The following is a 23,835-nucleotide window of genomic DNA, read 5'->3' on the forward strand; positions in this document are numbered from 1 at the left end:
TACGCAAATTGCGTCTCTGCTCGCGTTCGTGAGTGACAATTACGGATGCGGCGACTTGTTAGGATGCTCAAACGTCTTCTTTTTTGCTTCGTCGCCTCACCTTTGTTGCCACACCCTCGTACCATTAAGGCACCTGACGGCGAACATCATGCCCGTTGGGAGCGTTTTCAATGAGGACGACTCACAAGAGCCGTAGTATTGTTCGACGTCAGCCCCCCCGCCTAACATTCCCCAGAAATCTGCCAATGTCCGCCGTGGAGAAAATGCACGAAATGATTCATCGCCTTTCCATGACCGCCACCCCTTTTGTGGTCGCTGCCGCTCTGAGTGCGGTTCCGTTTACCCATGGCAATTTGGCTCGCGCAGAGTCTCCGGAGCAGGGCGTCGCAGCGACGACCGAGGCTGAACAGGGGGGCAATCTGGACCGTCGAATCAACGTGCTCGTTGACCGCGGAATCGAATTCCTGAGAACACGCGGGCAAAATGAGAACGGCGCATTTAGCGGCGAAACCGGCGCGGCCGTCACGGGTCTGTGCGTGCGAGCGATATTGGAACACCGCCCGGCGGCAGTCAATAACGACCCGGTGGTGAAAAAGTCGTTGGAATTTCTCGAATCAAAAATCCAGCCCGACGGCGGGATTTACGAAACCGGATCGCGGTACCGAAATTACGAAACATCCTCCGCCGTCCTCGCGTTGGTCGCCGCTAGCGAAGCGGCCGGTGACGCAGGTGACGGGCACCGAAAATACGACAGCATCCTGCGACGCGCCGAGATGTTCCTGAAGGAAATCCAGTGGGATGAAGGCGAAGGCGTGACACCCAGCGATACCGCTTACGGCGGGGCCGGTTACGGTAGCCACTCGCGGCCGGATTTGTCCAACACGTCGTTCTTGGTCGAGGCTCTTCACGAATTGGGCAACGATGCCGAGGACGAGGCCATTCAGAAGGCACTCAATTTCGTCGCACGGACTCAAAACCTGAGTCCTCCAGAGGGAGCGGCCGCTGGAAATGACACCGCTCATGGCGAAAAAATCGGCGACGGAGGTTTTTATTACACCCCCGCGGCCGGTGGCGAAAGTAAAGCGGGAGAAGAAGTCAACGGTGGACTCCGCAGCTACGGTTCGATGACTTACGCGGGGCTGAAAAGCATGATCTATGCAGGTTTGACTCCCGAGGACCCCCGAGTCGAAGCCGCACTCGGGTTCATTCGGAAGAACTACTCTCTCGAGAAAAACCCTGGAATGGGACCGCAGGGGCTGTTTTACTACTACCACACCTTTGCCAAGGCTCTCGATGTTGCGGGGTTGGAGGTCGTCGATGCCGAGGGCGGCAAAGTCCATGATTGGCGAGTCGAGCTCGTCGACACGCTCGAATCGTTGCAGCAGCAAGATGGATCGTGGGTTAACCGCGACAGCGACCGCTGGATGGAAGGTGATCGCCAATTGGTAACCGCTTACTGTTTGTTGGCGTTGTCGCACGCGAAGTCGGATGCATCACGTTAAGCGAGTGATCACGGGCGAAAACTGCGTCGGCGAACAGGGAACGTGCGTTTGTAAATCGGCACGGAACCTTGTCTGGGTCTGTCGCTGGCTCGGTTGGCGAGAACCGAGCGGTGAGATAAGTTATCGTTGAACAGGCTGTCTGAGATTTCATACCGACCTTGCTGGCGCTTCGGCGGACCACGGCAACGTCGCTGAAATTCATTGGCAGACAACGTCACCTTTCGACCCGGATGCTTCCATGGCGAGTTCTTCGATCTACAACGTGCCGAACGCGCTGACAACAGTGCGGTTTGCGTTGGCGATCGCCGTGGTTGTTCTGATCCCGATGGGCGAAACGTGGCCCGCGTTAATCGTTTTCTTGATCGCCGTCTCGACCGATTGGATGGACGGCTACTGGGCGAGGAAGTACGGGCAGGTCACGAAGCTGGGGCGAATCTTTGATCCCTTCGTCGACAAAATCATCATCTGTGGTTCGTTCATCGCGTTGGTGGAAGTGGACGACAGCCCGGTGAAGTCGTGGATGGCAACGATCGTCGTTGCTCGCGAACTTCTCGTGACGAGCTTACGTGGCATCATCGAGGGTGCGGGCGGCGATTTCTCGGCTAGCTGGCTCGGGAAGTGGAAAATGGTTGTGCAGTGTGCGGCGGTGGTTGCTGCCTTGCTGACTTTTGTGGTTCTGCCCGTCCCCGCGTGGCTCAACATCACGACGTTGGTTCTTTTGTGGGGAGCCATTTTTATCACGGTCTATTCGGGGGTCGACTACACATTGATCGCTGCCCGTGTGATGCAGTCGGATCCCCAAACGCTCACGCAAGTTGACGTGCCGGCTTCGGCGTCGATTCCGGCGGTTCCGAATGAGGACGCGGGCGACGAAACTCACCGTGATGAAGCGGCCGGTTCGGTCTCCGATCGAGACTGATTTCATGCAAAACACACTCACTGAGACCGAAGCGTCTTCGCAGGCGATCGTGCCTGATGCCACTGCGACAATGGAAGTCGTTGAATTATCGGGTTTCGATTGGTTGCTGACTGGCATCTCACTGCTGATTTTGTTCGCATTCGTGACTTCGATTACGAAGTGGGTCTCGCTGCTACGCCGACGCGTGAAGTTTTTTGGCGAAGGTGCGTTGCTGCCCGAACGCCCTCGAGCGAGGCCGTACTGGAATCCGCTCTATTTCCTGTTCTTTTTTGCCGTCCTCATTGTCGCCAACCTGCAGTTCAACCAACTCGCGGCGGAGTACGCTCCGGCGGAAGTGGTGGTGAGCACTGATGAAGCGGTGGAGGCGGATGCCGCGCCGACAATCTCCGTCCTACAGCTTCTGCTCAGTTCAGCGTCGATGGTCACGGCAACGATCGTCACGATGTGGCTCGCCCGTACGTTCCGGCCGCGAGTTCGTGTCGACGCCACGGAGGGTCACGAGCGACCGAAGATCGGTTGGTTGCCTGCACAAGGTGATTTCTGGCTGGGTTTCAAATCAGCCTGGTTGATCCTGCCGCCAACGATGATGTTGATGGGGCTGGTTTCCGTCTTGCAAAAGTACTCTCACCCCGTGCTCGAGGCTCTCAAGCCGGACGGGCCTGGCGCGTCTCCCGATTTTGGAATTTTTGCCGCTCTCTTTTTTACGACTGCGATCGTGACTCCAATCGTGGAAGAGTTCTGGTTCCGTGGCATGTTGCAGGGGGGACTGCAACGAATCGCCGATGCTGCCAATGACGTTCGCAAGTGGACGGTCGCAACACCGGTCGACGGCGTCCCGGCAATGGCGCCACCCGAGATACTTCCTGAATCCGCGATGCCTGGCGAAATGAGTTCGTCGGCGAATCTGAACGCTGCAGTCGGCGGTCTCTCGGGTAAACCAGGTGCCGCGCACGAGGCGGGGCTCGACAATCCTTATGCGTCGCCTCAACTGGCGCCCGAGACGCTTCCGGTTCAGCCGGCTGATATCGCATCGGATTTTGCGACACGTTCGGATTGGACTCCAACGGCGATTTGGCCGATCGTGGTGGCGAGCATTCTCTTTGCGGTCATGCACTGGGGCCAGGGGCTCGCGCCGATCCCGCTGTTCTTCCTTTCCATGGGGCTAGGATATTTGTACCGCCAGACCGGCTCGCTCGTGCCATCGATCGTTGTGCATTTTGTGCTTAACGGCTTCACGATGAGCGCGACTTTGCTTGAGCTGTTGCGTTAGCTGTCCTCTCCCTTGTCGAGCCTATCCGTTTGAGCCCACCGATTCGCATTCGCGGCGCCCGCGTTCACAACCTCAAAAATCTCAACGTTGACATTCCGCGTGACGCGCTGACCGTGGTCACGGGAGTTTCTGGCAGCGGAAAAAGCTCGCTCGCTTTTGATACGCTGTTCGCCGAAGGCCAGCGTCAATACATCGATACGATGTCGACGTACGCGCGTCAGTATCTCGATGCGATTCCTCGTCCAGACGTGGATTTGATCGACGGGCTGGCCCCGACGTTGTCGATCGACCAAAAGAGCGGTACGCAGTCGGCACGAAGTACCGTTGCGACGGTCACCGAAATCTACGACTACCTGCGTTTGTTGTATGCCCGTGTTGGGACGCCGCATTGTACGAACTGCGGCAACACGATCAGCACCCAAACGCCCGACGCGATCGTTCAGTCACTCTCCGCGTACCCAGCCCGCACGAAGTTGACGTTGATGAGTCCGATGGTGCGGGGGCGAAAAGGGGCGCACAGCGATGTTTTTGAAAAGATCGCGTCGCAGGGATTGGTGCGTGCTCGCGTCGATGGCGAAGTGTACCTGCTCGAAGACGTCCCGCCGCTGGCGATTCGAAAGAACCACACCATCGAAGCGGTCGTGGATCGCATCGTCCTCAAGGAGGGCGTCGAGTCTCGGCTCGATGAGTCCACTCGATTGGCTATCCGGCTTTCCGACGGAATGTGTTCGGCACTGATCGAACCGCCTGGACGTGATCCGGAATCGAAACTGTTTAGCACCTCGATGGCTTGTATCGAATGTGGTGCCAGTTTCGAGGAACTCGAGCCGCGAACGTTCAGTTTTAACAGCCCCTACGGCGCCTGCCCAACCTGCGACGGATTAGGTGTGGTTTCGGAGGAGCCTGCATCGAAATCCCGTAAAACCCAATCATCCGCGAAGCAGACGTCCAAATCAGGGCGACGGAAATCGGTTTCCGCGGAGGAGCCTCAGGTGATCCGAGTTTGTCCCGGCTGCGAGGGCGGTCGGCTACGCGCGGAATCCCTGGCAGTGACAATTGACGGCGAATCGATCGCCAGTGTTGTGTCGATGCCAATGGCCGAAACGCAAAGATGGATCAGCGAAATTACCGATTCGTTGTCGGAAATTCACCGCCGCGTCGCCGCACCGATTCAAGACGAAGTGACTCGGCGGATTGATTTCTTACGCCGCGTGGGTGTCGACTATCTATCGCTCAATCGGTCCGCCGACACGCTCAGCGGCGGTGAGTTACAACGCATCCGTTTGGCAACCTGTATCGGCAGCGGGCTGGTCAGCGTGTGCTATGTCCTCGATGAACCTTCGATCGGACTGCACCCGGCCGATCACGATCGGTTGCTCGGCGCGATCAATGAACTCAAAGGCCAGGGAAACACGATCGTCATCGTCGAACACGATGAAGACACGATGCGAGCGGCCGACCACCTGATCGACATTGGTCCCGGTGCGGGCGTTCACGGCGGTCACATGGTAAGCCAGGGAACTCCCGATCAGGTTGCCGCTGATGAATCCAGCCCCACGGGCAGGTTTCTCTCTGGTCATCACGCGATCGGACTCGAGCGAGAGCGGCGGACTCCCCGGCGCAGCGAGTGGTTGACACTACGCGGGGCAAAACTGCACAACCTGCAAAACGTCAATCTGAAACTGCCGCTCGGAATGCTGGTCGGAGTCAGCGGCGTGTCGGGCAGCGGTAAGAGTTCGCTGATTGTCGACACGCTCTATCCCGCTGTCGCATCCGAACTCGGGCTCGTGGGGAAAGTGCCCGGCCCGTTTAGCAAGCTGACCGGCGCAGACAAAATCGACAAACTAATCGCGATCGATCAATCCCCGATCGGGCGGACGACACGGTCGTGCCCTGCCACTTACGCCGGTGTTCTCGATCCGATCCGCAACGTGTTCGCTACCACGCGAGCCGCCAAAACGCTCGGCTTTTCGGCATCAAGGTTCAGTTTTAATTCGCCCGCGGGACGATGTGACGTTTGCAAAGGGAATGGGTTTGAACGAATTGAGATGAACTTCCTCAGCGATTTATTGATCGAGTGTTCGCGTTGCGGAGGCAAGCGTTTCAACCGACAAACACTGCAGGTTCGCTTTAAGGGAGCGACCATCGCCGACGTGCTCGACATGACGATCGAAGCGGCAATGGAATTTTTTGAGAACGTACCCAAGGTTCACGTTCTTCTTTCGTCGTTGTTCGACGTCGGGCTCGGCTACGTTACGCTCGGTCAGTCCAGCACCACGCTCAGCGGCGGTGAAGCCCAGCGGATTAAATTGGCGACAGAATTGGCTCGCCCGGGCACGGGACAGACGTTGTATCTTCTCGATGAACCGACCACAGGTCTGCACTTTTCCGACGTTCAGCGTTTGCTCGTCGTTCTCGACCGGCTCGTCGAGCAAGGGAACACCGTATTGGTGATCGAGCATCACACCGATCTGCTCGCCGCCTGCGATTGGCTCATCGATCTCGGTCCCAAAGGTGGTGTCGATGGCGGTCGTGTTATCGCCGAAGGCAGTCCCGAAACGGTCGCCGAGTGTGCCGAATCACTGACGGGCGAATTTCTACGACGTCGACTGAAATAGAAGGTCGTTGTCGAGCAATCCGAGATTACTCACTCGGGGCGATGGCGACGGATGTGTCGTTGGGGCTTTCGCCCAAGTGTTCATCTAAAAACGTTGCTGTCCACTTTTGGCAGGCTTCGTCGTTCATCAGGAACGAGTGCAACACAGGGACTTCGTGGATTGATTCAGCACCGGCGAGTTTGGCTTCTTCTAATCCGACGACAAAATCGCTGTCGCCTTCGACTAATGGGTTGCGAATCGGCCCCGGTTCGACTTTGCCCGCCACTACCGAAAACGGGAACGGGGGCGTGGCGAGGTTCGCTTCGATTTCATCCCATCCCGTCCCGAGTTCCATGGCGCCGGGACCTGCGACCAATCCGAATACCCCCGTTGCCGCGAGACGTTTCGCGATCACGGCACCATGATTGGGAGGGCCGAGCATCACCATCGCACGGCAACGCGGCAGAATTCCCGCAGGATCGCCGTCGCGTTGCAAATCGCCGATCAAATGCCGCGTCACGATGTTGCCCATGCTGTGGCCGACAAAACAAAACTGCGTGTCTCGGTGCTGGCCCTCGAGCACCCGGCGAAGCGCGGCCGCCGATTCGGCGAGTCCTGATCGGGTGCTCGCGTAGCCAAAGCGGATTACCGAATCGTATCCGTCCGCCCGCAACGCTTTCTCGAGCGACTTCATGGAGGAATCGGTTCGCATCAAACCGTGAATCAGCACCACCATCGGTTTGGCCGAGGGTTCCGGAGGTGCCGGGCATAACTCGTCGAGCAATTGCAGGGCATCGGTTTCGCTGCCCCAGCCACGACGGATGTTTTTGGGGTCGAGGACGCGGCAATGTCCCGAAACCGAATTCCGTTGAAGTCGATAGCCCGCGCGGTTCTCCAAATCGGTCCACAATTGGGCACCACCGATTGTCGGCAGCGGCACGTTTAAATTTTTGGCCACAGTATCACTTTCGGTTTGACCAATCACTTCGCAACCGCCGAAGAAGCACCCCACCATTATCACGCCGATGGACAGGGCAGTGGAAAATCGACGACGCGAGTTGTGAATCATGGCGATCGAAGAGGAGTATACGAAACGTTGGATGGGAAGATGGGGGGGAATCCATCATCTCAGTGCCCCATCGCCCCCCGACATTGCGCGACTTGACTCTAAAAAAGCATTAAAATTTGCTGTGCACGCTCCGCTATCATCGCGGGCCAGTGTCGCAAAACGATGGGACACGATAAACTTTCGACATGAGCTACTCAAGAAGTCCCCGAAATGCCCGGAAGAGTGGTGGCGGCCGTCCGTCCCGCTTCGAAGAACCCGAAGATACGATTGCCCTATTGGAATCCGTGGGGCCCGTCGTTTTGCCGCCGGAAATGGACTCCTTTGACGAATTGGATTTGTCGCCCGTCATGCGGCGAGCGATCGCGAAAGCCGGTTTTACAAAGCCGTCCCCAATCCAAGCTTCGCTGATTCCTTACGCCCTTGAGGGGGCCGACGTGATTGGCCAGGCCCGAACGGGAACCGGAAAGACCGCTGCGTTCTCGATTCCGATTCTCGAGCAACTCGATTCACTCGAAGAATGCCGCGATCCACAGGCGATCATCGTGGTGCCGACTCGCGAACTGGCAGACCAGGTCGCCGGCGAAGCGGCACGGTTGGCACGCGGAGTGCCAACGGAGATCGCGATTCTGTCGGGCGGCAAGAACATGAACCGCCAACTCCGCCAACTCGAAAACGGCGTTCAGCTCGTCGTCGGGACTCCCGGGCGGATCCACGATCACTTGCAACGCGGCACCCTCCGCCTGCACAAAACTTGGTGCGTCGTGCTCGATGAGGCCGACCGGATGTTGGACATCGGTTTCCGCCCTCAGATCGAACGGATCATGCGGAAGTGCCCACGCAATCGCCAAACGCTGCTTTTGTCGGCTACGTTGCCGCCCGTCGTTCGTCGTCTCGCGGAAAGCTACATGACCGAGCCGACGGTGATCGATTGCTGCCGAAATGAGATGGCCGTCGACACGATCGAGCAACGCTACTTCACCGTCGCGAATGACCGCAAAGTCGAATTGCTCGAACAGCTTCTCGAGCGAGAAAACCCCGAGCAAGCAATCATCTTCTGCCGCACGAAGCGTGGCACGGACCGATTGCACCGACAATTATCCCGCACCTACCACGGTGCCTGTGGTTGCATTCACGGTGACCTTCAACAACGCGAGCGGGACCGTGTCCTGCAAAGTCTGCGTGATCGCAAGCTTAAGTTGCTGATCGCAACGGACGTTGTCGGACGTGGAATCGACATCACGACGATTTCTCATATCGTCAACTTTGACGTCCCCCAAGACTGTGACGACTATGTCCACCGCGTTGGGCGGACCGGACGAATGGGACGTGACGGGGTTGCTTACACGTTTGTCGTTCCCGGTGAAGGTGAAGTCCTGACCAGTATCGAGCAACGGATCAACAAAGAGCTCGTGCGAGACTCGCTGGAAGGGTTTGATCCCGTGCCAGCACCAGTTGCCGCTGTCAAATCGGAAGAAGAAGAGGCTCCCGCGGAAGCACGCCGCAGTCTCAACCCGATGACGCGAAAGAAGAAACGGCGTCGGTAAATCAGGCGGGTGGCGACGGTCACTCGATGACGCCTTGGCCGCTTTGGATTCAAGTGAATGCTGCTGGGGCGAGTTCTCGAGTGTTTGCGGCTTGGTATCGTCCATGTTAGTGGGGCCGCGTTGTTCTGCACGTCGCTCTATCTCGTCAGAGTATCCGTGCTTCTGCGGTTGCTAGACGGTGTCTGCGGTTGTTAGACGGCGGACGATTTCTGGGAGAACGTGCCTGCCTAACAAGGGCTCGCGTCTTAGCGAAGCTGCGCTAGCCCAACGCACCCGCCGCGTCTGCTAAAGATCCACTGCGGTATCGCTGGCTGAGTCGTCTTGATGCTTGCGTAGCAGCGACATTGCCTCGAGCACTGCGTCGCATTGGTGGCCGATCGCGACTTTCCATTGCCCGGCAGCCTGGGCTTCGTTCGATTTTTCTTGCAGCGATTGGACGGCATTCCAGTCTAGCATCCAGTGGTTCTGGTCCGACGAGCGGCGGATCTCGGATACGACTCCTGCCAGCCGTACGCAAACCGTTTGATGCTGGTCGACATCGTATCGGCGATACGGTCCGGTTCCTGTCGCCAGGACCGACTCCTCGAGGCCGGAGTCGTAGCTGCCCTGAACGGGGCTTTGTGGTCCGGCTTTACTTCGTCGCCTCGCGTTGAGGGCTCGCCGGTGATCGTCAGTGGCCAAAATGCCGCTCGCCCACACCGCGAGGGAGATCGCACCGAGAATGAACGCGGCAATCGCCGATCCAGCTAGTTTGGCACCGCCCCAGTACGCGGCGGCCGCAAATCCCGCGGCACCGAGCCAACAGACCGTCGTCGCGGCCAGCAGTGCTTTCGATGAATGACCGCTGTTCCACTTAAATCCCTTGCTGGACTTTTCTCCCTGACCGCCCTTGGGGGGATTCACCAATTGCTCGCCCGTGATGTCGACGACAATCACGGTGATATTGTCAGGTCCGCCTCGAAGGTTCGCCAGATCGACCAGCACCGGGGTGAGTTTCTCGATCGGTAAGCTGTCCATCAGCACGCCGAGATCCTCGTCGTCGACCAATCCCGTTAGGCCATCGCTACACAGCAGGAAGCGATCCCCCAGTTCGAGATCAAACGGCCCTTCGAGGTCCACCATCACGTGGGCCCCAGGGCCGAGCGAACGCGTGATCACATTCTTCGGGATCGATTTGCCTAACGGGCTGTCGCTCGGAATCTGGCCGCTGGCGTGCATCTCCCATACGAGAGAGTGGTCGAAGGTCAGTTGTTCCAACACGCCTCGACGAAGCCGATAAATTCGCGAGTCACCGACTTGGGCAACGTAGCCCTGCCCACGTGAGAGCACCAATGAACTGGCCGTTGTGCCCATATTGTGGAATTCGGGATTGCTTTGTCCCCGGTCATAGATCGCCGTATTCGCTTGATGAACGGCTTGGCCGAGCGCTTGACCTTTGTCCGATTTCTGTGAGCTAACGTACCGCATCGCGATCTGTTCGCACGCAATTTTCGACGCCAGTTCCCCCGCCGCGTGTGCACCCATGCCGTCGGCGACGACAAACAAGTGACCACGTCGTTCGAACCGCTCGGCAGACTCCGCCACCATGACCGCGTACGAATCTTGATTATTCGCCCGACGCATGCCCACATGGGTCAGCTCGGACACGGTCACTCCAGGATGCCAAGATTCAGACAAACGACAACGGCCAATAAAGCAAGTGGAACGGGCGGGAGCAGGTCGAAATTATTATAAGGTTCGGAGGTCGACGAACCTAGTACCGTTGAGAGTTAATTCGTCAGCAGGATTGACGCAGCTAGCCGACATGCGTCGAGGTATTCGTCAACCAGCAGGTACTCGTCGGCCGTATGAATCGCCGCCTGTCCGCAGCCGAGCGTAACAGCTTCGATTCCATGAAGGAACAACCAGTTCGCATCGAGTCCCCCATTGGCGACTTCGCAGACCGGATCACGGCCGAGGCGCGAGATCCATTGCTGTGCCCCCAAAACGGATGGGTGATCAAGGTCCAAGGCGAACGCTTCGTAATCGACGTGGCTGCTGAACTCGATTCGTCCACATCGACCGCTTGCATCGGTGACTTCGCGGGCCGCCTGTTCGAGCGCCTCGCGAATTTGGCTGACGATCCAGGTGCGGAATTCCGCATCATGGCTGCGTGCTTCGATCTTCAAAGAAACTTCCGGCGTCACCACGTTGGTTGCTTCGCCTCCTTGGATAACTCCAACGTTCGCGGTGCCTCGCTTACCATCGCGTTCGATCAAGCCATGCAGCCCAGCGTCGTGCAACGCCGCAATTGCTTTCGCCGCAATTGCGATCGCGCTGACACCTTTTTCCGGTGCCACTCCCGCATGAGACGCATAGCCATAGACAGTCGCCTGCATCCGCTCGCCACCGATCGCACCCTGTCGAATTTTGTCCAGCGTTCCGCCATCAAAGTTGAACGCTTGGTCAACCTTGCCGATCTTTGTCGGATCGAGATGGCGAGCGCCTTCGAGTCCGACTTCCTCTTGAATCAGAAACGAAATCACCGCAGGCGCGAGGTCTGCCTCCGGATGCGCGCTGGCGTACCGGAGTCGCTCGATAACGGCAGTTAAGATGACCGCACACCCCGAGCGATCATCACCGCCGAGTCCCGTTGGTCCTTCGGCGACCACGATTCGTCCGAGTTCAGGATCGTTTCGCAAAACCGGTTTGGCGTTTAGACAAATGGGGACGGTGTCCATATGTGCCGACAACAGCGTCCGTGGCAGCGATGGATTGCCGGGCAGCGATACAATCAGGTTCCCGCTGTTTCCTTCGATCCGCGTGCGTAGGTGAGCGTCGTCTTCTGCGATCCAATTCGGATCGACACCTGCATCGGTAAGCATTTGCGTGATCGCGGCCGCGACGGCGGCTTCGTCACCGCTTCGTCCCGGAATCGCAGTCAACTGCATGAAACGCGCGATGGCGTCATCCGAATCAATAGCGACAAGCGAGTTCTCAGCTGCGGTGGACATTCAGGACTCTTGGTAAAAGGTTAGGTTCGTCGGTTCAGAATGCTCGCGTGTCCGTTATCGAGTCCACAAAAGGCCCGTTATCGAATCCAGAAAAGGTAGGGTAACGAATATGTCTCATCCATACAAATTCGCGGACCAAAGTGTCGGGGAGCTTCTGCCACCAATCGTATCGGGTATCCTGACCGCTCGGCAATCCATCAATAGAACGTTTCAGCTCGACTTCCCCCCAGACTGCGAATGCCTTCCCGTGCCCCGCTGCAGCGAAAAATACACGGTCTCGACTGTGTCGAAGAGGTCTCGATGCTCAAGCGTGAGTTGCTCCCGCTCGTCGAAGATGAATCGCGACTGACGTTTGATCTCTTGCGTGCCAAGCTGACGATCGATGTCAACGGCACATCTCGATCGACAGAGGAGATCGACGCGGCGATCCAACGTACCGGATTGCGATTCGAACCGTGGGTGGATTCCTCACCATCGGACGAACCCGTTTCGTTTTGGCAGAAACACCGTCGTGCCATCCTGACCGCGATCAGCGGCCTGTGTGGTGTGATCGGGTGGTTGCTGCAGACTTTTTACGGTCGGTCGGACAATGTTGCCGGAGAACTTGCTCAATCATCCGAACTCGGTATCTCGCCGATCGCCGCGACCATTTACTTGGTCGGCATCATTGCGGGGTTGATCCTTGTGCTGCCCAAAGCATGGCGATCGCTCGTCTCGATGCGACCGGACATGAACCTGCTCATGAGCGTCGCGGTCGTTGGCGCGATTGCGATCGGAGAATGGTTCGAGGCCTCCACGGTCGCATTCTTGTTTTCGCTATCTCTGTTGCTCGAATCGTGGAGCATCGGACGTGCTCGACGCGCGATCAGCGCTCTGATGCAATGGACACCGCCGGTCGCGAGGCTGGTTAGTGAATCAGGCGACGTGCTGGAGACACCACCCGATGAGATCGCGATCGGATCGACGCTGCAGATACGTCCGGGCGACAAGGTGCCACTCGATGGCGTCGTGCTTTCGGGGACGAGTGACATCGATCAGTCACCGATTACAGGCGAAAGCGTCCCGATCGAAAAAGAAGTGGGTGACACTGTTTATGCCGGCACGATCAATGGTGACGGTGTTCTCACGATGCAGACTACCAAGACGTCCGACGACTCGACGCTCGCGCGGATCATTCGCATGGTCAGTGAAGCGGGATCGAAACGAGCCAACGCCGAACAGTGGGTCGAAAAGTTCGCCGCGATTTACACACCGATTGTTTTCGCATCAGCGCTGCTCGTGATGCTCATTCCGCCGTTGTTGTTTGCGGCTTCCTGGAATGATTGGATCTATCGCTCACTCGTGCTGTTGGTTATTGCCTGCCCGTGTGCGTTGGTGATTTCGACACCCGTTAGCGTCATTTCCGCGCTGACATCGGCGGCCCGGCACGGCGTTTTAATCAAAGGGGGTGTGTTCATCGAACTGCCCGCTGCTCTCGATGCGATCGCGTTCGACAAAACAGGGACGCTCACGCACGGCGAACCCGCGGTTTCCGAAATTGTGCTCGGCATTGATGGAAGCGACGTGCCGATCCTCGACGAGCAAGCCTTCCTATCGCTCGCCGCCTCGATCGCGTCTCAGAGCAGTCATCCGTTGTCCCTCGCGATCGTCGACTATGCGCGTGAGAGCGACGTTCAGACCACCGCTGCTACGGATGTTGTTGCGATTCCTGGCAAGGGAACGACGGCGATGGTGGATGGGCAATCGATTTGGATGGGATCCGAGCGGTTGATGAAGGATCGTGCGATCAGTTGCAGTCGCACCAAGGGGCTCCTCAACGAAGCGAAGTTTCGCGACCACAGTGTCGTTATCGTAGGTGATTCAGAACGTGTGCTTGGGATCGTCCTGTTGCGAGATCCGGTGCGCAGCATCGCTCACGGTGTCATTGCTCGGCTTCGCGAGTCCGGGATTCACAACATCTCCATGTTGACTGGAGATCATGATGCGGCCGCTCAGCGGGTTGCCGAGCAAGCGGGCATCGATGACGTGCACTCGCAGCTCCTCCCTGAGGACAAGGTCGAAGTGATCGGGCTGATGGTCGAAGAGTATGGGAACGTGGCGATGGTGGGCGACGGGGTGAACGATGCTCCCGCTCTCGCGATCGCAACACTCGGGATTGCGATGGGTGGTAGCGGCAGCGACGCAGCCATCGAAACTGCCGATATCACTCTGATGTCCGATGATCTTAATTTGCTGCCTTGGTTGCGTGAGCATTCTGTGCGCACGCTCTTGATCATTCGCCAAAACATCATCTTCGCGTTAAGCATCAAATTCATCTTTGTGTTACTCACCTTTTTGGGGTATGCCTCCTTGTGGGCCGCCATCGCCGCGGACACGGGGGCATCGCTGTTGGTGATTTTCAACGCGCTGCGGTTACTGCAAACGCGATCCACTACCGGGTAAGCGTGCCCGCACGAAAACTGTCACTACCTAAACTTCCATGATCGAAGTACGCGAAACGAAAGACGGCTGCACCTTCAAAATTCGCGCGACCCCGAAGGCCAAGAAACCTTCTATCGGCGGAGAACACGACGGTTCGCTGAAGGTGGTGGTTGCCGCGCCCGCCGAAGATGGAAAGGCGAACGCGGCCGTCATTGCCGCAATCGCGAAATGGCTGGGAACGAGTAAATCGCATATCGACATTATTGCCGGGCACACCGCGAGGGTGAAAACCATTCACGTGACCGGCATGCCGAAAGAGACTCTGATCGGTGCGATCGAATCGGCCGGGTGATAGGTGTCCCTTCATCCGGCGACCCGTATGCCGATAAGCTCCCTCAACGGATGATCGCTGAGAAAAACGATCCGCCGATACGGCCCCGCACGCAACCGTTGGTTTAGCCCGTTGAGCGAGAGATGCGCCGCGACTGGGCTGTTAGAAGGCTGGGCTGGCGGGCAGAAAGCAGTAGGGGCCCGGTCAGACATCGTTCGCCAAAACGTCAACCCGCCGATCAGTGAACTGTTCTGTCTAATCGCGCGCTTAAAAATACGTCGCACGGGTCGCATGGGCCGTGAAATCGCAGTTAAACTGGGGGGCAATGTGGATCATTAAAGTGATCCGATGATCTCTCGCCTTCGTGCGAATCCCCACTAGTCAATGTCCGTAAATTCAGCTTCGATAATGGCAAAAATCAAATACCTGCTCCTCGCGTTGTTCGCATTCAATGGAATTGTTGCAGAGGCGGCACCGCTGGTCTTCGAAGGCGAATCTGGCATCGGAAAGGGGAAACACATTGTTTTTCTGGCAGGCGATCATGAATATCGTTCCGAGGAATCTTTGCCGGCACTGGCTCGGATTCTCGCGAAACATCATGGATTCAAATGCACGGTCCTGTTCAACATTGATCCGGAAACCGGCGAAATTGTGGCGGGAACCCCTTCAAACATGCCGGGCCTCGAAGCACTTGAGACCGCGGATCTCGCCGTCGTGTTCTTGCGGTTTCAAAATCTTCCAGGCGACCAAATGAAACACCTCGACACGTACCTGCGTCGCGGAGGCCCGGTTGTCGGAATGCGTACCGCAACCCACGCGTTCCAAATTCCCAAAGACCAGCCGTACTCGAAGTATTCCTTCAAGAGTGACGCCAGCGGTTACGAGCTCGGCTTCGGCCATCAAGTGCTCGGCCAGACCTGGGTCGGTCACTATGGGCGCAATCATCGACAAAGCACACGAATCTCTGTACTCGACTCGATGAAAGACCACCCGATTTTGCGTGGAGTGGAAGACGTCTGGGTTCAAGCCGGTGCGTACGTTGGGAAGCCTGTTGATGGTCAAATTTTGACGATGGCACAACCGCTCGAAGGCATGACCCCGGATTCTCCCGTCGTCGAAAGTCTCCCGCCACAGCCGTCCGAATGGACTCGCACCTATCAGTCAGCCGATGGCAAGGAAGGACGCGTTTTTACCTCGCTATACGGTACACCCGAAGACATTACGAATGATGGTTATCGCCGCATGATGGTCAACGGAATGCTCTGGGCGATCGGTTTGGAAGACGCTATCACGCCTGATCTCAACGTTGAGTTCGTCGGTCCATTCCAACCGAATACGTTTGGTAACCAAACTCATGCACTGGGAATCAAACCCGAAATGTATGAGGGGTTTGAAAGCCCAATTCCGGCAAACAACAACACCAACAAGCCGAAGAAGAAAAAGTAAACGCCGGCGCGGTTGTCTCTTAATCGACGCCTTTGCCTCTTCCGCGAACGGACATTGTCCATCAGGCGTTTGAACGCTGGTAGCCTCTGCGGCGATCTCCGACGGTCAGTTTTTCACTTGAGCAAGTGACCGAGGGATCTAAGTTGCTCGCGAACTCGGGGCAGTCGTTTTCAACCTTCGTGACCATTGCCGTGATTCGATTCGCGGCCGTAGCGGATCCTATCCGTTACGATTCATAGCCACGCGGATGCGATTGGTGCCATCGCCAAGCGGTTGCGACGACTTCTCGAACGTCCGTGTACTTGGCTTTCCAGTCCAATACCTTTTCGGCGAGCGTAGCGTCCGCGACGAGTTCCGCCGGGTCTCCCGGTCGTCGCTCGCCCATCACGACGGGAATCGGGTGTCCGGTGACTTCGCGACATGCGTCGACGATTTCACGAACGCTGACGCCTTTGCCCGTGCCGAGATTGACGCAAATCCCCTCGCCCGGTTGCAGCCTCTCGAGGGCTCGCAGGTGCGCGTCGGCTAAGTCTTCGACGTGGATGTAATCCCGGATGCACGTTCCGTCCGGCGTTGGGTAGTCGTCGCCGAAAATCGTGATGCTCTCCCGTTGCCCAAGTGCGACCTGCAACACGATCGGAATCAGGTGCGACTCCGGGTCGTGGTGTTCGCCGATTTCGCCGCCCGCATGTGCACCGGCGGCGTTGAAGTATCTCAGCGCCGCGTAGCCGAACCCGTACGCGTGGGCATAATCGGCGAGTGCCCGTTCGATTACTAGTTTTGTGAAACCGTAAGGGTTAATCGGATTCTGCGGAGTCGTTTCGGCAATCGGCATTTTTTCCGGCTGCCCATAAGTGGCCGTTGTACTGCTGAAGACGATTTTCTTGACGTCGGCCCGTCGCATTGCCTCGAGAAGCGAGAGTGTCGCGACGACGTTGTTTTGATAATAAATCGCCGGTTTGCGTACGGACTCTCCGACTTCGGCGAACGCGGCGAAGTGCATAACTACGTCGATGTCGTTGTCGCGTAATGTTTTTTCGACGAGAGCGGAATCGGTTAATTCGCCCTCGACAAACGTGTCTTGGGGGACCGATTGGCAGTGGCCTCGGGAGAGGTTATCGAAAACGACTACTCGGTGACCTTCGGAAATCAACCGTGCGACGGCGTGTGATCCGATATATCCGGCGCCACCTACAACCAAAACGTTCATCTGCATCAATCAATGGGGAGCAAGGGTCGATAAGACTTGCATGGTAATCAATCAGACGATTTGCTAACACGGGACTCGAATGCCCACCAACGGTCGGATCAGGCGACGGGAGAAAAAACATGGCGAAACGACTGACAAAGCTGCAGCAACTGCAAAACGGGGCGGCAGCGCCTAAGAAAGTCGAGTCGGGAGATTCGATCTGTTCAGATTTCCACGTCTATCTGAAACGGGAATGCCACCTCGCCAAAAATACCATCGATGCCTATCGCCGCGACATGAAACAGTTCGTCGCGTGGCTCGATGGACGTAAACCGGCGGATATGAAGGTGAACGACCTCTCTGATTTCATCGGGTTTTTACACGATCGCAATCTCGCTCCCGCGTCAATTTCTCGCAACATCGTCGCCGTTCGTACGTTTTACAAATACCTTCAACTCGAAGGCATCGCGACGGAAAACCCGGCTGAGCTGCTCGCGACGCAGAAGTCCTGGCAGAGGATGCCTGGCGTCATGTCGCCGACCGAGGTTGAAGCGTTCCTCTCGGCGGTGAAGAAGAGTGATCAATTTTGGGAACGTGACCGCGCGATTCTCGAAGTCCTGTACGCAACCGGATGTCGCGCATCGGAAGTTTGCTCGTTGCGAGTTCGTGATCTCTCATTGCCGGAAAAACATCTGCGATGCCACGGCAAAGGTGACAAGCAACGGATGGTTCCGATCGGCGGCCGCGCGATCGCAGCGATCGAACTGTATCTCTCGCAAGCTCGGGGGATTCTCGCAGCACGGGCCCCATCTCTCTGCGACGAGTTGTTCCTATCGCGAGGTGGCAGACCACTCGATCGAGTGCAACTTTGGCGATTGGTGAAGCGATACGCCGAACGTGCCGGAATTCTTTCCGAGATCAGTCCGCACTCATTGCGACATAGTTTTGCGACGCATCTACTCGCCGGCGGCGCTGACCTCCGGCAGGTCCAGGAAATGCTCGGGCACGCGAGCATCCAAACAACGCAGATCTACACGCATGTTGAACATAGCCGGTTGCAACGCGTCCACCGCGAGTTTCATCCGCGGGCATAATCGCGATCGGATTGTCTCGTTGCGATCATCACTTCACGCTTGCCACCCTTAGGACCGGGGACTCGGAGCACGTCCAAACCGACTGCCTCCATTCGGTGACGGATCTCGGTCGCGACGCAGTACGTCACCAGCCGACCGCCTGGTCGGAGACGTTGTACAAGCATCCGCAAGAACGGGATCTCCCAAAGCTCTGGGTTTGTCTTTGGATCAAACGCGTCTAAATAAACGGCGTCTGCAATCACGTTCGCGTGTGCAGCGAAGTCGCGGGCATCACCCACGACAAGTTCAACCTCGTGCATCGCCGACAATTTCCAATGCGATGAAAAAAGTGATCCTGAATCGCGTTGCCGATCCACGAACGTCGTTTCGATCTGCTCGGCATACCAATTCAGAAATTGTTCTGCCAACTCAGGCTGGTGCAACCCTCGCGAAAGATCGAGCAAGCGGAGCGTTTCGCACATCAGGGGGCGTCGTTCCACACTGATGAATTTCAACGGACGCTCGTAACGCACCATTCGATCCAGTGTGCGGAGCATCGACAAACCGGTGCCAAAACCGATTTCGAGTATCGTCGACGGCCAACCGGAAAACGTGTCCGTTCCCGTTTCGATCGAGCAGCCGCCGTTGATCAGATAGACGTGATCGCACTCCGAAGCGGCGCCGCATCGGCTGTGATACGACACCTCGTTGTCGACATGGACCAACGTTCGGCTGTCGTCGTCCGTAATTTCAATCAACCAGTCAGGTTGTGGGCAAGACAATTGCACACGTCGTGGCGGGGCCATGAGGCGAGAATCCCATTGACCGAATCTCGTCGTAGCCGAACCCACAACGGGTTCGCTTCTGACGGACTACGACAGCACTGATTCTGCCATAGCTTCGAGTCGATTGCGACCGGAGGCTTTTGCGTTGTAGAGCATCTGGTCGCAACGACCAAACACGTCTTCCCAGTTTTCGTCGACACCGGCTTCCACGAGCCCCGCACTGGCCGTGACGCGAATTTCAATGTCGCCAATTTGCATGGTCATTTCAGCGAGTCGATTCAGCATTGTTTCGATTTGCTGTCGAACCGGATCAATCGTTTGTGCCGTGATCATGACCGAGAACTCTTCGCCGCCGAATCGAACGATCGAGGAGTCCGCCGAAATCGTTGCCACCATCTCTTTTGCGACGCGTTGCAGAACAACATCACCGACACAGTGTCCGTAGGTGTCGTTAATCTCTTTGAACCGATCCAAATCGATTAATGCCACAAAAAGTGATCGGCCTTGGCTTTGTGCGTCGCTCAGAAAACGCGAGTATCGTCGTTGTAAATTTCGCCGGTTGGACAATCCCGTGAGCGGATCATTGTCGGCCTCCGCGAGATAGCCGAGCACCATCCGTTGGCGTTCAATCGAAAATCGAATCACGCGGATCAGCGACGCCGTCGTGAAATGGCCCTTGGCGATATAGTCTTGAGCACCACACTGGATCGCTCGAATCGCCAAATCGTCATCGTCCTGGCCGGTCAAAACAATGATCGGCAAACACGAATCGAACGCACGTAACTGTTCAAACGATTCGGCGCCGCGGGCATCGGGGAGATTGATGTCCACGAGTGCGACGTCGTAGTCGTGGTTTTGCAATCGGTCGATCGCCGCGCACATGTTGCTAACGTGATCGACGGAGATGCTGACTTTGTTTTGTTTCGCGAATGACCGTTCGATGATCGAAGCGTCCATCGGATCGTCTTCAATTAAGAGAACGCGATGATGCTTGCCTGCACATCGGACACTCGCAAAATCCAGCGTCCCGCTTTGTTTCTGTTGTTCTAGTTCGCGGATGATGTTTTCGTACTCGCCCATGTTCTCAATGCCCCAGCGCCTGAATTGAAATCGCGGTCGGAAGGAACACAAGACTTACTTGCTTTCCCGCACGACCACGTCAAAACATGGGATAGGTAACATGGCCTTGCCTTCGGAATGCGGAACGTTGACATGCATTCACTGCAATCTCCGAAGCCTATATTCCGGTTTTATGCAATGATCCGTTTGTGTCGGTTTCACGGGCTCCGGAGCTTATGTTTTTTTACTGCCCCGAAGGAACTTGCTCATCGCCGCTGGGAGTGGTGACTCAATCGTTTTTTGTTCGCCCGTGACGGGATGAACGAACGACAACGAGGCGGCGTGTAAGGCGATCCGTCTGCGAATCCAACGAGGATGCTGGGCTCGCTCTGGTTCGTATCGTGTGTCCCCCAGAATCGGGTGCATGGCGTAGGCGAACTGAACACGAATTTGGTTGCGTTTGCCGGTCTGCAAGACGACTTCGACATGCGTCGCGTCTTCCATTCGCTGCAGAACTTTGTAATGCGTGATCGCCTCTTCGCTGTGTTTTGACGGCGCCGTGACATAGCGGTCCAGGTTATTTCCCGTCGCTAGATGCGAACGAAACGTTCCTTCGTCATCTGGGAGCGTTCCCGCGACGATGGCCGAGTAAACTCGTCGAGGTTTCTGATTTTTGAATTGCTCGATCAATTGCTCCGCGACGGCCGCGTGTTTGCCGAAGATCAGCAAACCGCTGACTTCGCGGTCGAGGCGATGAACCAGACAGGCTTCTCGTTCGCTGCGGGAGTGGCTGATGTAAATCGACACCCGCTCGACCAGAGTATTGGGATCACCACGATCTGTCGGAACGGTCAACGTGCCCGCTGCCTTATCAACGACGATCAGGTGTTCGTCCTCGTAGGCGACCGAAAACGTTCGGTCATCCCATCGTTTTTCCTTCTTCTCCCGATATCTCTGCGTCGGGTCGTATCGCACGGTCACGCTGTCGCCGGGTTCCAGCGGGTTCGCTGGATCGTCACAGGGCTCGCCGTCGACTGATACGCAGCCTCGATCGATCAACCCTCTGGATTGGCTGTGCGACGTCTCGCAGATGCGGCGTACGAACGCGTCGGTGCGTCCGGCGGTCTCTTCCGTGACGGTTTCGGAAAGCTGTTTCATCGCCATATCGGGGTCATTTCCTGCATGCAGTGCTCGGAGTCAATTTCGTAACAGGTGCGGATTGACGCGTAGAGTACCACCGGGACTCGAGACTCAGTATCCCTAACGAGTTTCGGCCGGAGGATGGTCACCGGGACAATCGCCACAATCGTCAATATCAGACGTTCGGGAACTTCCACGGGGCTCGATTTTGTCGTTTTGCGAACTCGTTCTGCCGGGGGGCGACCTAGCGTTGATGGCATCGACAACCTTTTTGTCGATTGTTGATTGCGACATTTTTCTCGCGTTCACCACCATACTCGTATCGCCAGATTTTTCTTGCTATGTCAGCCGAGCCGAAAGACAAACTGTTTCGAAAAAAACGCTCACGGACGGTGATTGATCGTGAGGTGCAGTACGGCGTGGTCTGGAAGATCGCGGTTCACTGGATGGCGCTCTTCGCATGCAATTCAATCGCTCTGGTCATCTGGATCGGACTGTTCGAACAACCCGACGTCAGCTGGAAACAAACGGTCGTCGATAGCTTCCGTCGATTCCTGCCTTTCTTCGTAATTACCGCCGCGTTAATTCCCGCGTTCGTACTCGACACGCTCAAGCTCACGAATCGGTTCGCAGGTCCAATTTCGCGATTGCGAGTCGAACTCGCCAACGCTGCCGAAGGACGCCCGGTGCGTCACCTCAAATTTCGAAACAACGATTATTGGCTTGAAATCGCAAACGGGTTCAACACTCTGATTGATCGTGCCGGTTTGACCGCTGAACAGAACGAAGCGTCCAACGTGACCAAATAGCAGTCGTTGGAAACCCGTTCGACGGATTTTGTCAGAGACACTGTATTCCTGCTTGCCGATTTTCGAGACCACGATGCACCTAACCCAACGCCATGCTCGACCTCTTCGCCAACGTTTGAATGGCAATGCCAGTCGACGTCGAAACCGCCGCGGTGCCGCCGCGGTGGAGTTTGCCGTTTGCCTGCCCATTCTCGTGTTGCTCGTTTTCGGATCGATCGAAGCCTCGTGCATGATCTTTCTGAAACAAACGTTGAGCGTTGCTGCCTATGAGGCAACACGGGTCGCGATCCGTGACGGGCGTGCCAACGCCGACGGTGAGCGTTCTGCTCGCCAGATTCTCGAGGGGCGATCGGTCAACGGATTCGATATTCGGTTTCCTAACGGGGAGGCCCTCGACGCCGATCGGGGTGCCGAGGTCGTTGTCGAGGTCAGCGCGCCGAGTGCTGCAAACAGTCCGCTGATTGGGCAGTTCGTCGCCGACCGTGTGCTCACCGCCCGCGTCGTGATGATCAAGCAGTAAAACGCTTTTCATTTATCCTTCCATCGAACCATCCGCCGAGCCAGCCCAAATGATTTGCAACACCGCATCCGTTCGGTCCAACGCAATCCCTCGCCTACATATGTCGCGTCTGTTCGTCACCGGACGTCGAGCCAAGACTCGTCGTGGGGCGATGCTGATTTTGATCGCGATTATGCTGTTCATGTTTTTGATCACAATGGCGTTTTCGATTGACATCGCTCAAATGCACCTTTCGCGAGCGGAATTGCGTACTGCATCGGATGCTGCTGCGAACGCCGCCGCCACTACGCTCGCCGACACGCTTGATCGCAACGCCGCGATTGCCCGTGGTCAGCAAATTGCCGCAGCAAACCGCGTCAACAATGATCCTCTGCTGCTCGCGCCGGGCGACTTTGACTTCGGGCGTAGCGAACGCCAGCCCAACGGCAAATACCAATTCACCACCGGCGGAGCGCCCCTCAATGGCGTTCGTGTGAACGGACGACGCACCGTTGGCTCTCGCTCGGGCGCAGTGCCATTGTTGTTTGGCAATGTCACCGGGACGGATCTTTTCGAACCAACGATGACCGCAACGGCAACCTACATCGAACGCGACATCACGCTCGTCATTGACCGCAGTGGATCGATGGCGGGGAGAAAATTCGCTGACCTGACCGCAGCGCTTCAGATTTTTACGGATCTACTCAGTTCCACGCCGGTTGAAGAACAAGTCGGATTGGCCTCGTACAACGATCGGGCGAGTGAAGATGTGCAGTTGACCGAAAACTTTAGCGAAATCACCGACGCGCTTGGACGACTTCGAACGACCGGGTTCACCAGTATTTCACGAGGAATGCAAGCCGGACAGAATATCGCGAGTCGCGGACGACCGCCTGAGTTTGTCGAGCGAACCATGATCGTGATGACCGACGGTCAGCATAACCGTGGCATCGAACCTCGAGTCGTCGCGGCTGATTTGGCCGATGACAAAGTCACCATTCACACCATCACGTTCGGCAATGGCGCCGACATTCGGCGAATGCGCGAAGTCGCCGATATCGGTGGCGGGCGCCACTACCACGCACTAACAGGTGCCGAATTGCAAGAAGTCTATCGCGAGATCGCACTGACGCTCGGAACTGTTCTGACGGATTGATTGAAACGGAATTCCTTCTCGGGATCAACCTAC

Annotated in this window: 19 protein-coding genes; 12 read left to right on the forward strand and 7 right to left on the reverse strand. The window is 56.8% G+C overall.

The annotated features are described in order from the left end of the window. Positions 1-290 precede the first annotated feature (290 nt). From FHS27_RS28215 to uvrA, 4 genes are all read left to right on the forward strand, one after another. Complete coding sequence (locus FHS27_RS28215) at positions 291-1,502, forward strand: prenyltransferase/squalene oxidase repeat-containing protein (RefSeq protein ID WP_246421155.1); 1,212 nt, start codon at positions 291-293, stop codon at positions 1,500-1,502. Between the two features lie 238 nt (positions 1,503-1,740). After that, on the forward strand, positions 1,741-2,421 hold the full coding sequence (gene pgsA / locus FHS27_RS28220; RefSeq protein ID WP_184309353.1) for a CDP-diacylglycerol--glycerol-3-phosphate 3-phosphatidyltransferase: 681 nt from the start codon (positions 1,741-1,743) through the stop codon (positions 2,419-2,421). Between the two features lie 4 nt (positions 2,422-2,425). Then, positions 2,426-3,691, forward strand: coding sequence for a CPBP family intramembrane glutamic endopeptidase (locus FHS27_RS28225; protein ID WP_184309355.1), 1,266 nt, complete (start codon positions 2,426-2,428; stop codon positions 3,689-3,691). 29 nt (positions 3,692-3,720) lie between these two features. After that, positions 3,721-6,309, forward strand: a complete 2,589-nt coding sequence (uvrA, locus tag FHS27_RS28230) for an excinuclease ABC subunit UvrA (RefSeq protein ID WP_184309357.1) — start codon at positions 3,721-3,723, stop codon at positions 6,307-6,309. 25 nt (positions 6,310-6,334) lie between these two features. Here the strand turns inward: uvrA and FHS27_RS28235 are convergent, their stop codons facing one another. Further along, positions 6,335-7,246, reverse strand: a complete 912-nt coding sequence (locus FHS27_RS28235; protein ID WP_315854731.1) for an esterase/lipase family protein — start codon at positions 7,244-7,246, stop codon at positions 6,335-6,337. Between the two features lie 296 nt (positions 7,247-7,542). On the opposite strand from FHS27_RS28235, the gene FHS27_RS28240 reads away from it, so the two are divergent. Then, positions 7,543-8,901 (forward strand): DEAD/DEAH box helicase, encoded by a 1,359-nt coding sequence (locus FHS27_RS28240; protein WP_246421157.1) that lies wholly within the window; start codon positions 7,543-7,545, stop codon positions 8,899-8,901. A 285-nt stretch (positions 8,902-9,186) separates the two neighbouring features. On the opposite strand, the gene FHS27_RS28245 is transcribed toward FHS27_RS28240, so the two are convergent. Together FHS27_RS28245 and FHS27_RS28250 are read right to left on the reverse strand one after the other, a co-directional pair. After that, positions 9,187-10,554 carry a PP2C family protein-serine/threonine phosphatase gene (locus FHS27_RS28245; RefSeq protein WP_184309361.1) on the reverse strand — a complete coding sequence of 456 codons (1,368 nt, stop codon included), beginning with the start codon at positions 10,552-10,554 and terminating at the stop codon, positions 9,187-9,189. A gap of 116 nt (positions 10,555-10,670) precedes the next feature. After that, positions 10,671-11,894 carry a M20/M25/M40 family metallo-hydrolase gene (locus FHS27_RS28250; protein ID WP_184309363.1) on the reverse strand — a complete coding sequence of 408 codons (1,224 nt, stop codon included), beginning with the start codon at positions 11,892-11,894 and terminating at the stop codon, positions 10,671-10,673. Positions 11,895-12,131: 237 nt separating this feature from the next. On the opposite strand from FHS27_RS28250, the gene FHS27_RS28255 reads away from it, so the two are divergent. The 3 genes from FHS27_RS28255 (at position 12,132) to FHS27_RS28265 (ending at position 16,092) form a co-directional block, all read left to right on the forward strand. After that, positions 12,132-14,336 (forward strand): heavy metal translocating P-type ATPase, encoded by a 2,205-nt coding sequence (locus tag FHS27_RS28255; RefSeq protein WP_184309365.1) that lies wholly within the window; start codon positions 12,132-12,134, stop codon positions 14,334-14,336. A gap of 37 nt (positions 14,337-14,373) precedes the next feature. Next, positions 14,374-14,667: a DUF167 domain-containing protein gene (locus tag FHS27_RS28260; protein WP_184309367.1), complete on the forward strand. Its 294-nt coding sequence runs from the start codon at positions 14,374-14,376 to the stop codon at positions 14,665-14,667. A gap of 387 nt (positions 14,668-15,054) precedes the next feature. Next, positions 15,055-16,092 (forward strand): ThuA domain-containing protein, encoded by a 1,038-nt coding sequence (locus FHS27_RS28265; protein ID WP_184309369.1) that lies wholly within the window; start codon positions 15,055-15,057, stop codon positions 16,090-16,092. Positions 16,093-16,318: 226 nt separating this feature from the next. Here the strand turns inward: FHS27_RS28265 and galE are convergent, their stop codons facing one another. Continuing rightward, positions 16,319-17,302, reverse strand: a complete 984-nt coding sequence (gene galE, locus FHS27_RS28270) for a UDP-glucose 4-epimerase GalE (RefSeq protein ID WP_184309371.1) — start codon at positions 17,300-17,302, stop codon at positions 16,319-16,321. A 119-nt stretch (positions 17,303-17,421) separates the two neighbouring features. Here galE and xerD point away from each other — a divergent pair, with 119 nt between their 5' ends. After that, positions 17,422-18,375: a site-specific tyrosine recombinase XerD gene (gene xerD, locus FHS27_RS28275; protein ID WP_184309374.1), complete on the forward strand. Its 954-nt coding sequence runs from the start codon at positions 17,422-17,424 to the stop codon at positions 18,373-18,375. Here the strand turns inward: xerD and mnmD are convergent. The 3 genes from mnmD to FHS27_RS28290 all read right to left on the reverse strand — a co-directional run bounded on the left by mnmD (position 18,360) and on the right by FHS27_RS28290 (position 21,356). Continuing rightward, positions 18,360-19,160 carry a tRNA (5-methylaminomethyl-2-thiouridine)(34)-methyltransferase MnmD gene (mnmD, locus tag FHS27_RS28280; protein ID WP_184309375.1) on the reverse strand — a complete coding sequence of 267 codons (801 nt, stop codon included), beginning with the start codon at positions 19,158-19,160 and terminating at the stop codon, positions 18,360-18,362. The two genes, xerD and mnmD, sit on opposite strands and share 16 nt — an antisense overlap. A gap of 66 nt (positions 19,161-19,226) precedes the next feature. Then, positions 19,227-20,219, reverse strand: a complete 993-nt coding sequence (locus tag FHS27_RS28285; protein ID WP_184309377.1) for a GGDEF domain-containing response regulator — start codon at positions 20,217-20,219, stop codon at positions 19,227-19,229. 213 nt (positions 20,220-20,432) lie between these two features. Next, positions 20,433-21,356 carry an RluA family pseudouridine synthase gene (locus FHS27_RS28290; RefSeq protein WP_246421160.1) on the reverse strand — a complete coding sequence of 308 codons (924 nt, stop codon included), beginning with the start codon at positions 21,354-21,356 and terminating at the stop codon, positions 20,433-20,435. Positions 21,357-21,679: 323 nt separating this feature from the next. Here FHS27_RS28290 and FHS27_RS28295 point away from each other — a divergent pair, with 323 nt between their 5' ends. From FHS27_RS28295 to FHS27_RS28305, 3 genes are all read left to right on the forward strand, one after another. Beyond that, complete coding sequence (locus tag FHS27_RS28295; RefSeq protein WP_184309381.1) at positions 21,680-22,147, forward strand: hypothetical protein; 468 nt, start codon at positions 21,680-21,682, stop codon at positions 22,145-22,147. 73 nt (positions 22,148-22,220) lie between these two features. Next, positions 22,221-22,667 carry a TadE/TadG family type IV pilus assembly protein gene (locus FHS27_RS28300; RefSeq protein ID WP_246421162.1) on the forward strand — a complete coding sequence of 149 codons (447 nt, stop codon included), beginning with the start codon at positions 22,221-22,223 and terminating at the stop codon, positions 22,665-22,667. Positions 22,668-22,767: 100 nt separating this feature from the next. Beyond that, positions 22,768-23,802, forward strand: a complete 1,035-nt coding sequence (locus FHS27_RS28305) for a vWA domain-containing protein (protein WP_246421164.1) — start codon at positions 22,768-22,770, stop codon at positions 23,800-23,802. The last annotated feature ends 33 nt before the right edge of the window (positions 23,803-23,835 follow it).

It is taken from the genome of Aporhodopirellula rubra, from assembly GCF_014192335.1.
In the GTDB taxonomy this organism is placed as follows: domain Bacteria; phylum Planctomycetota; class Planctomycetia; order Pirellulales; family Pirellulaceae; genus Rhodopirellula; species Rhodopirellula rubra.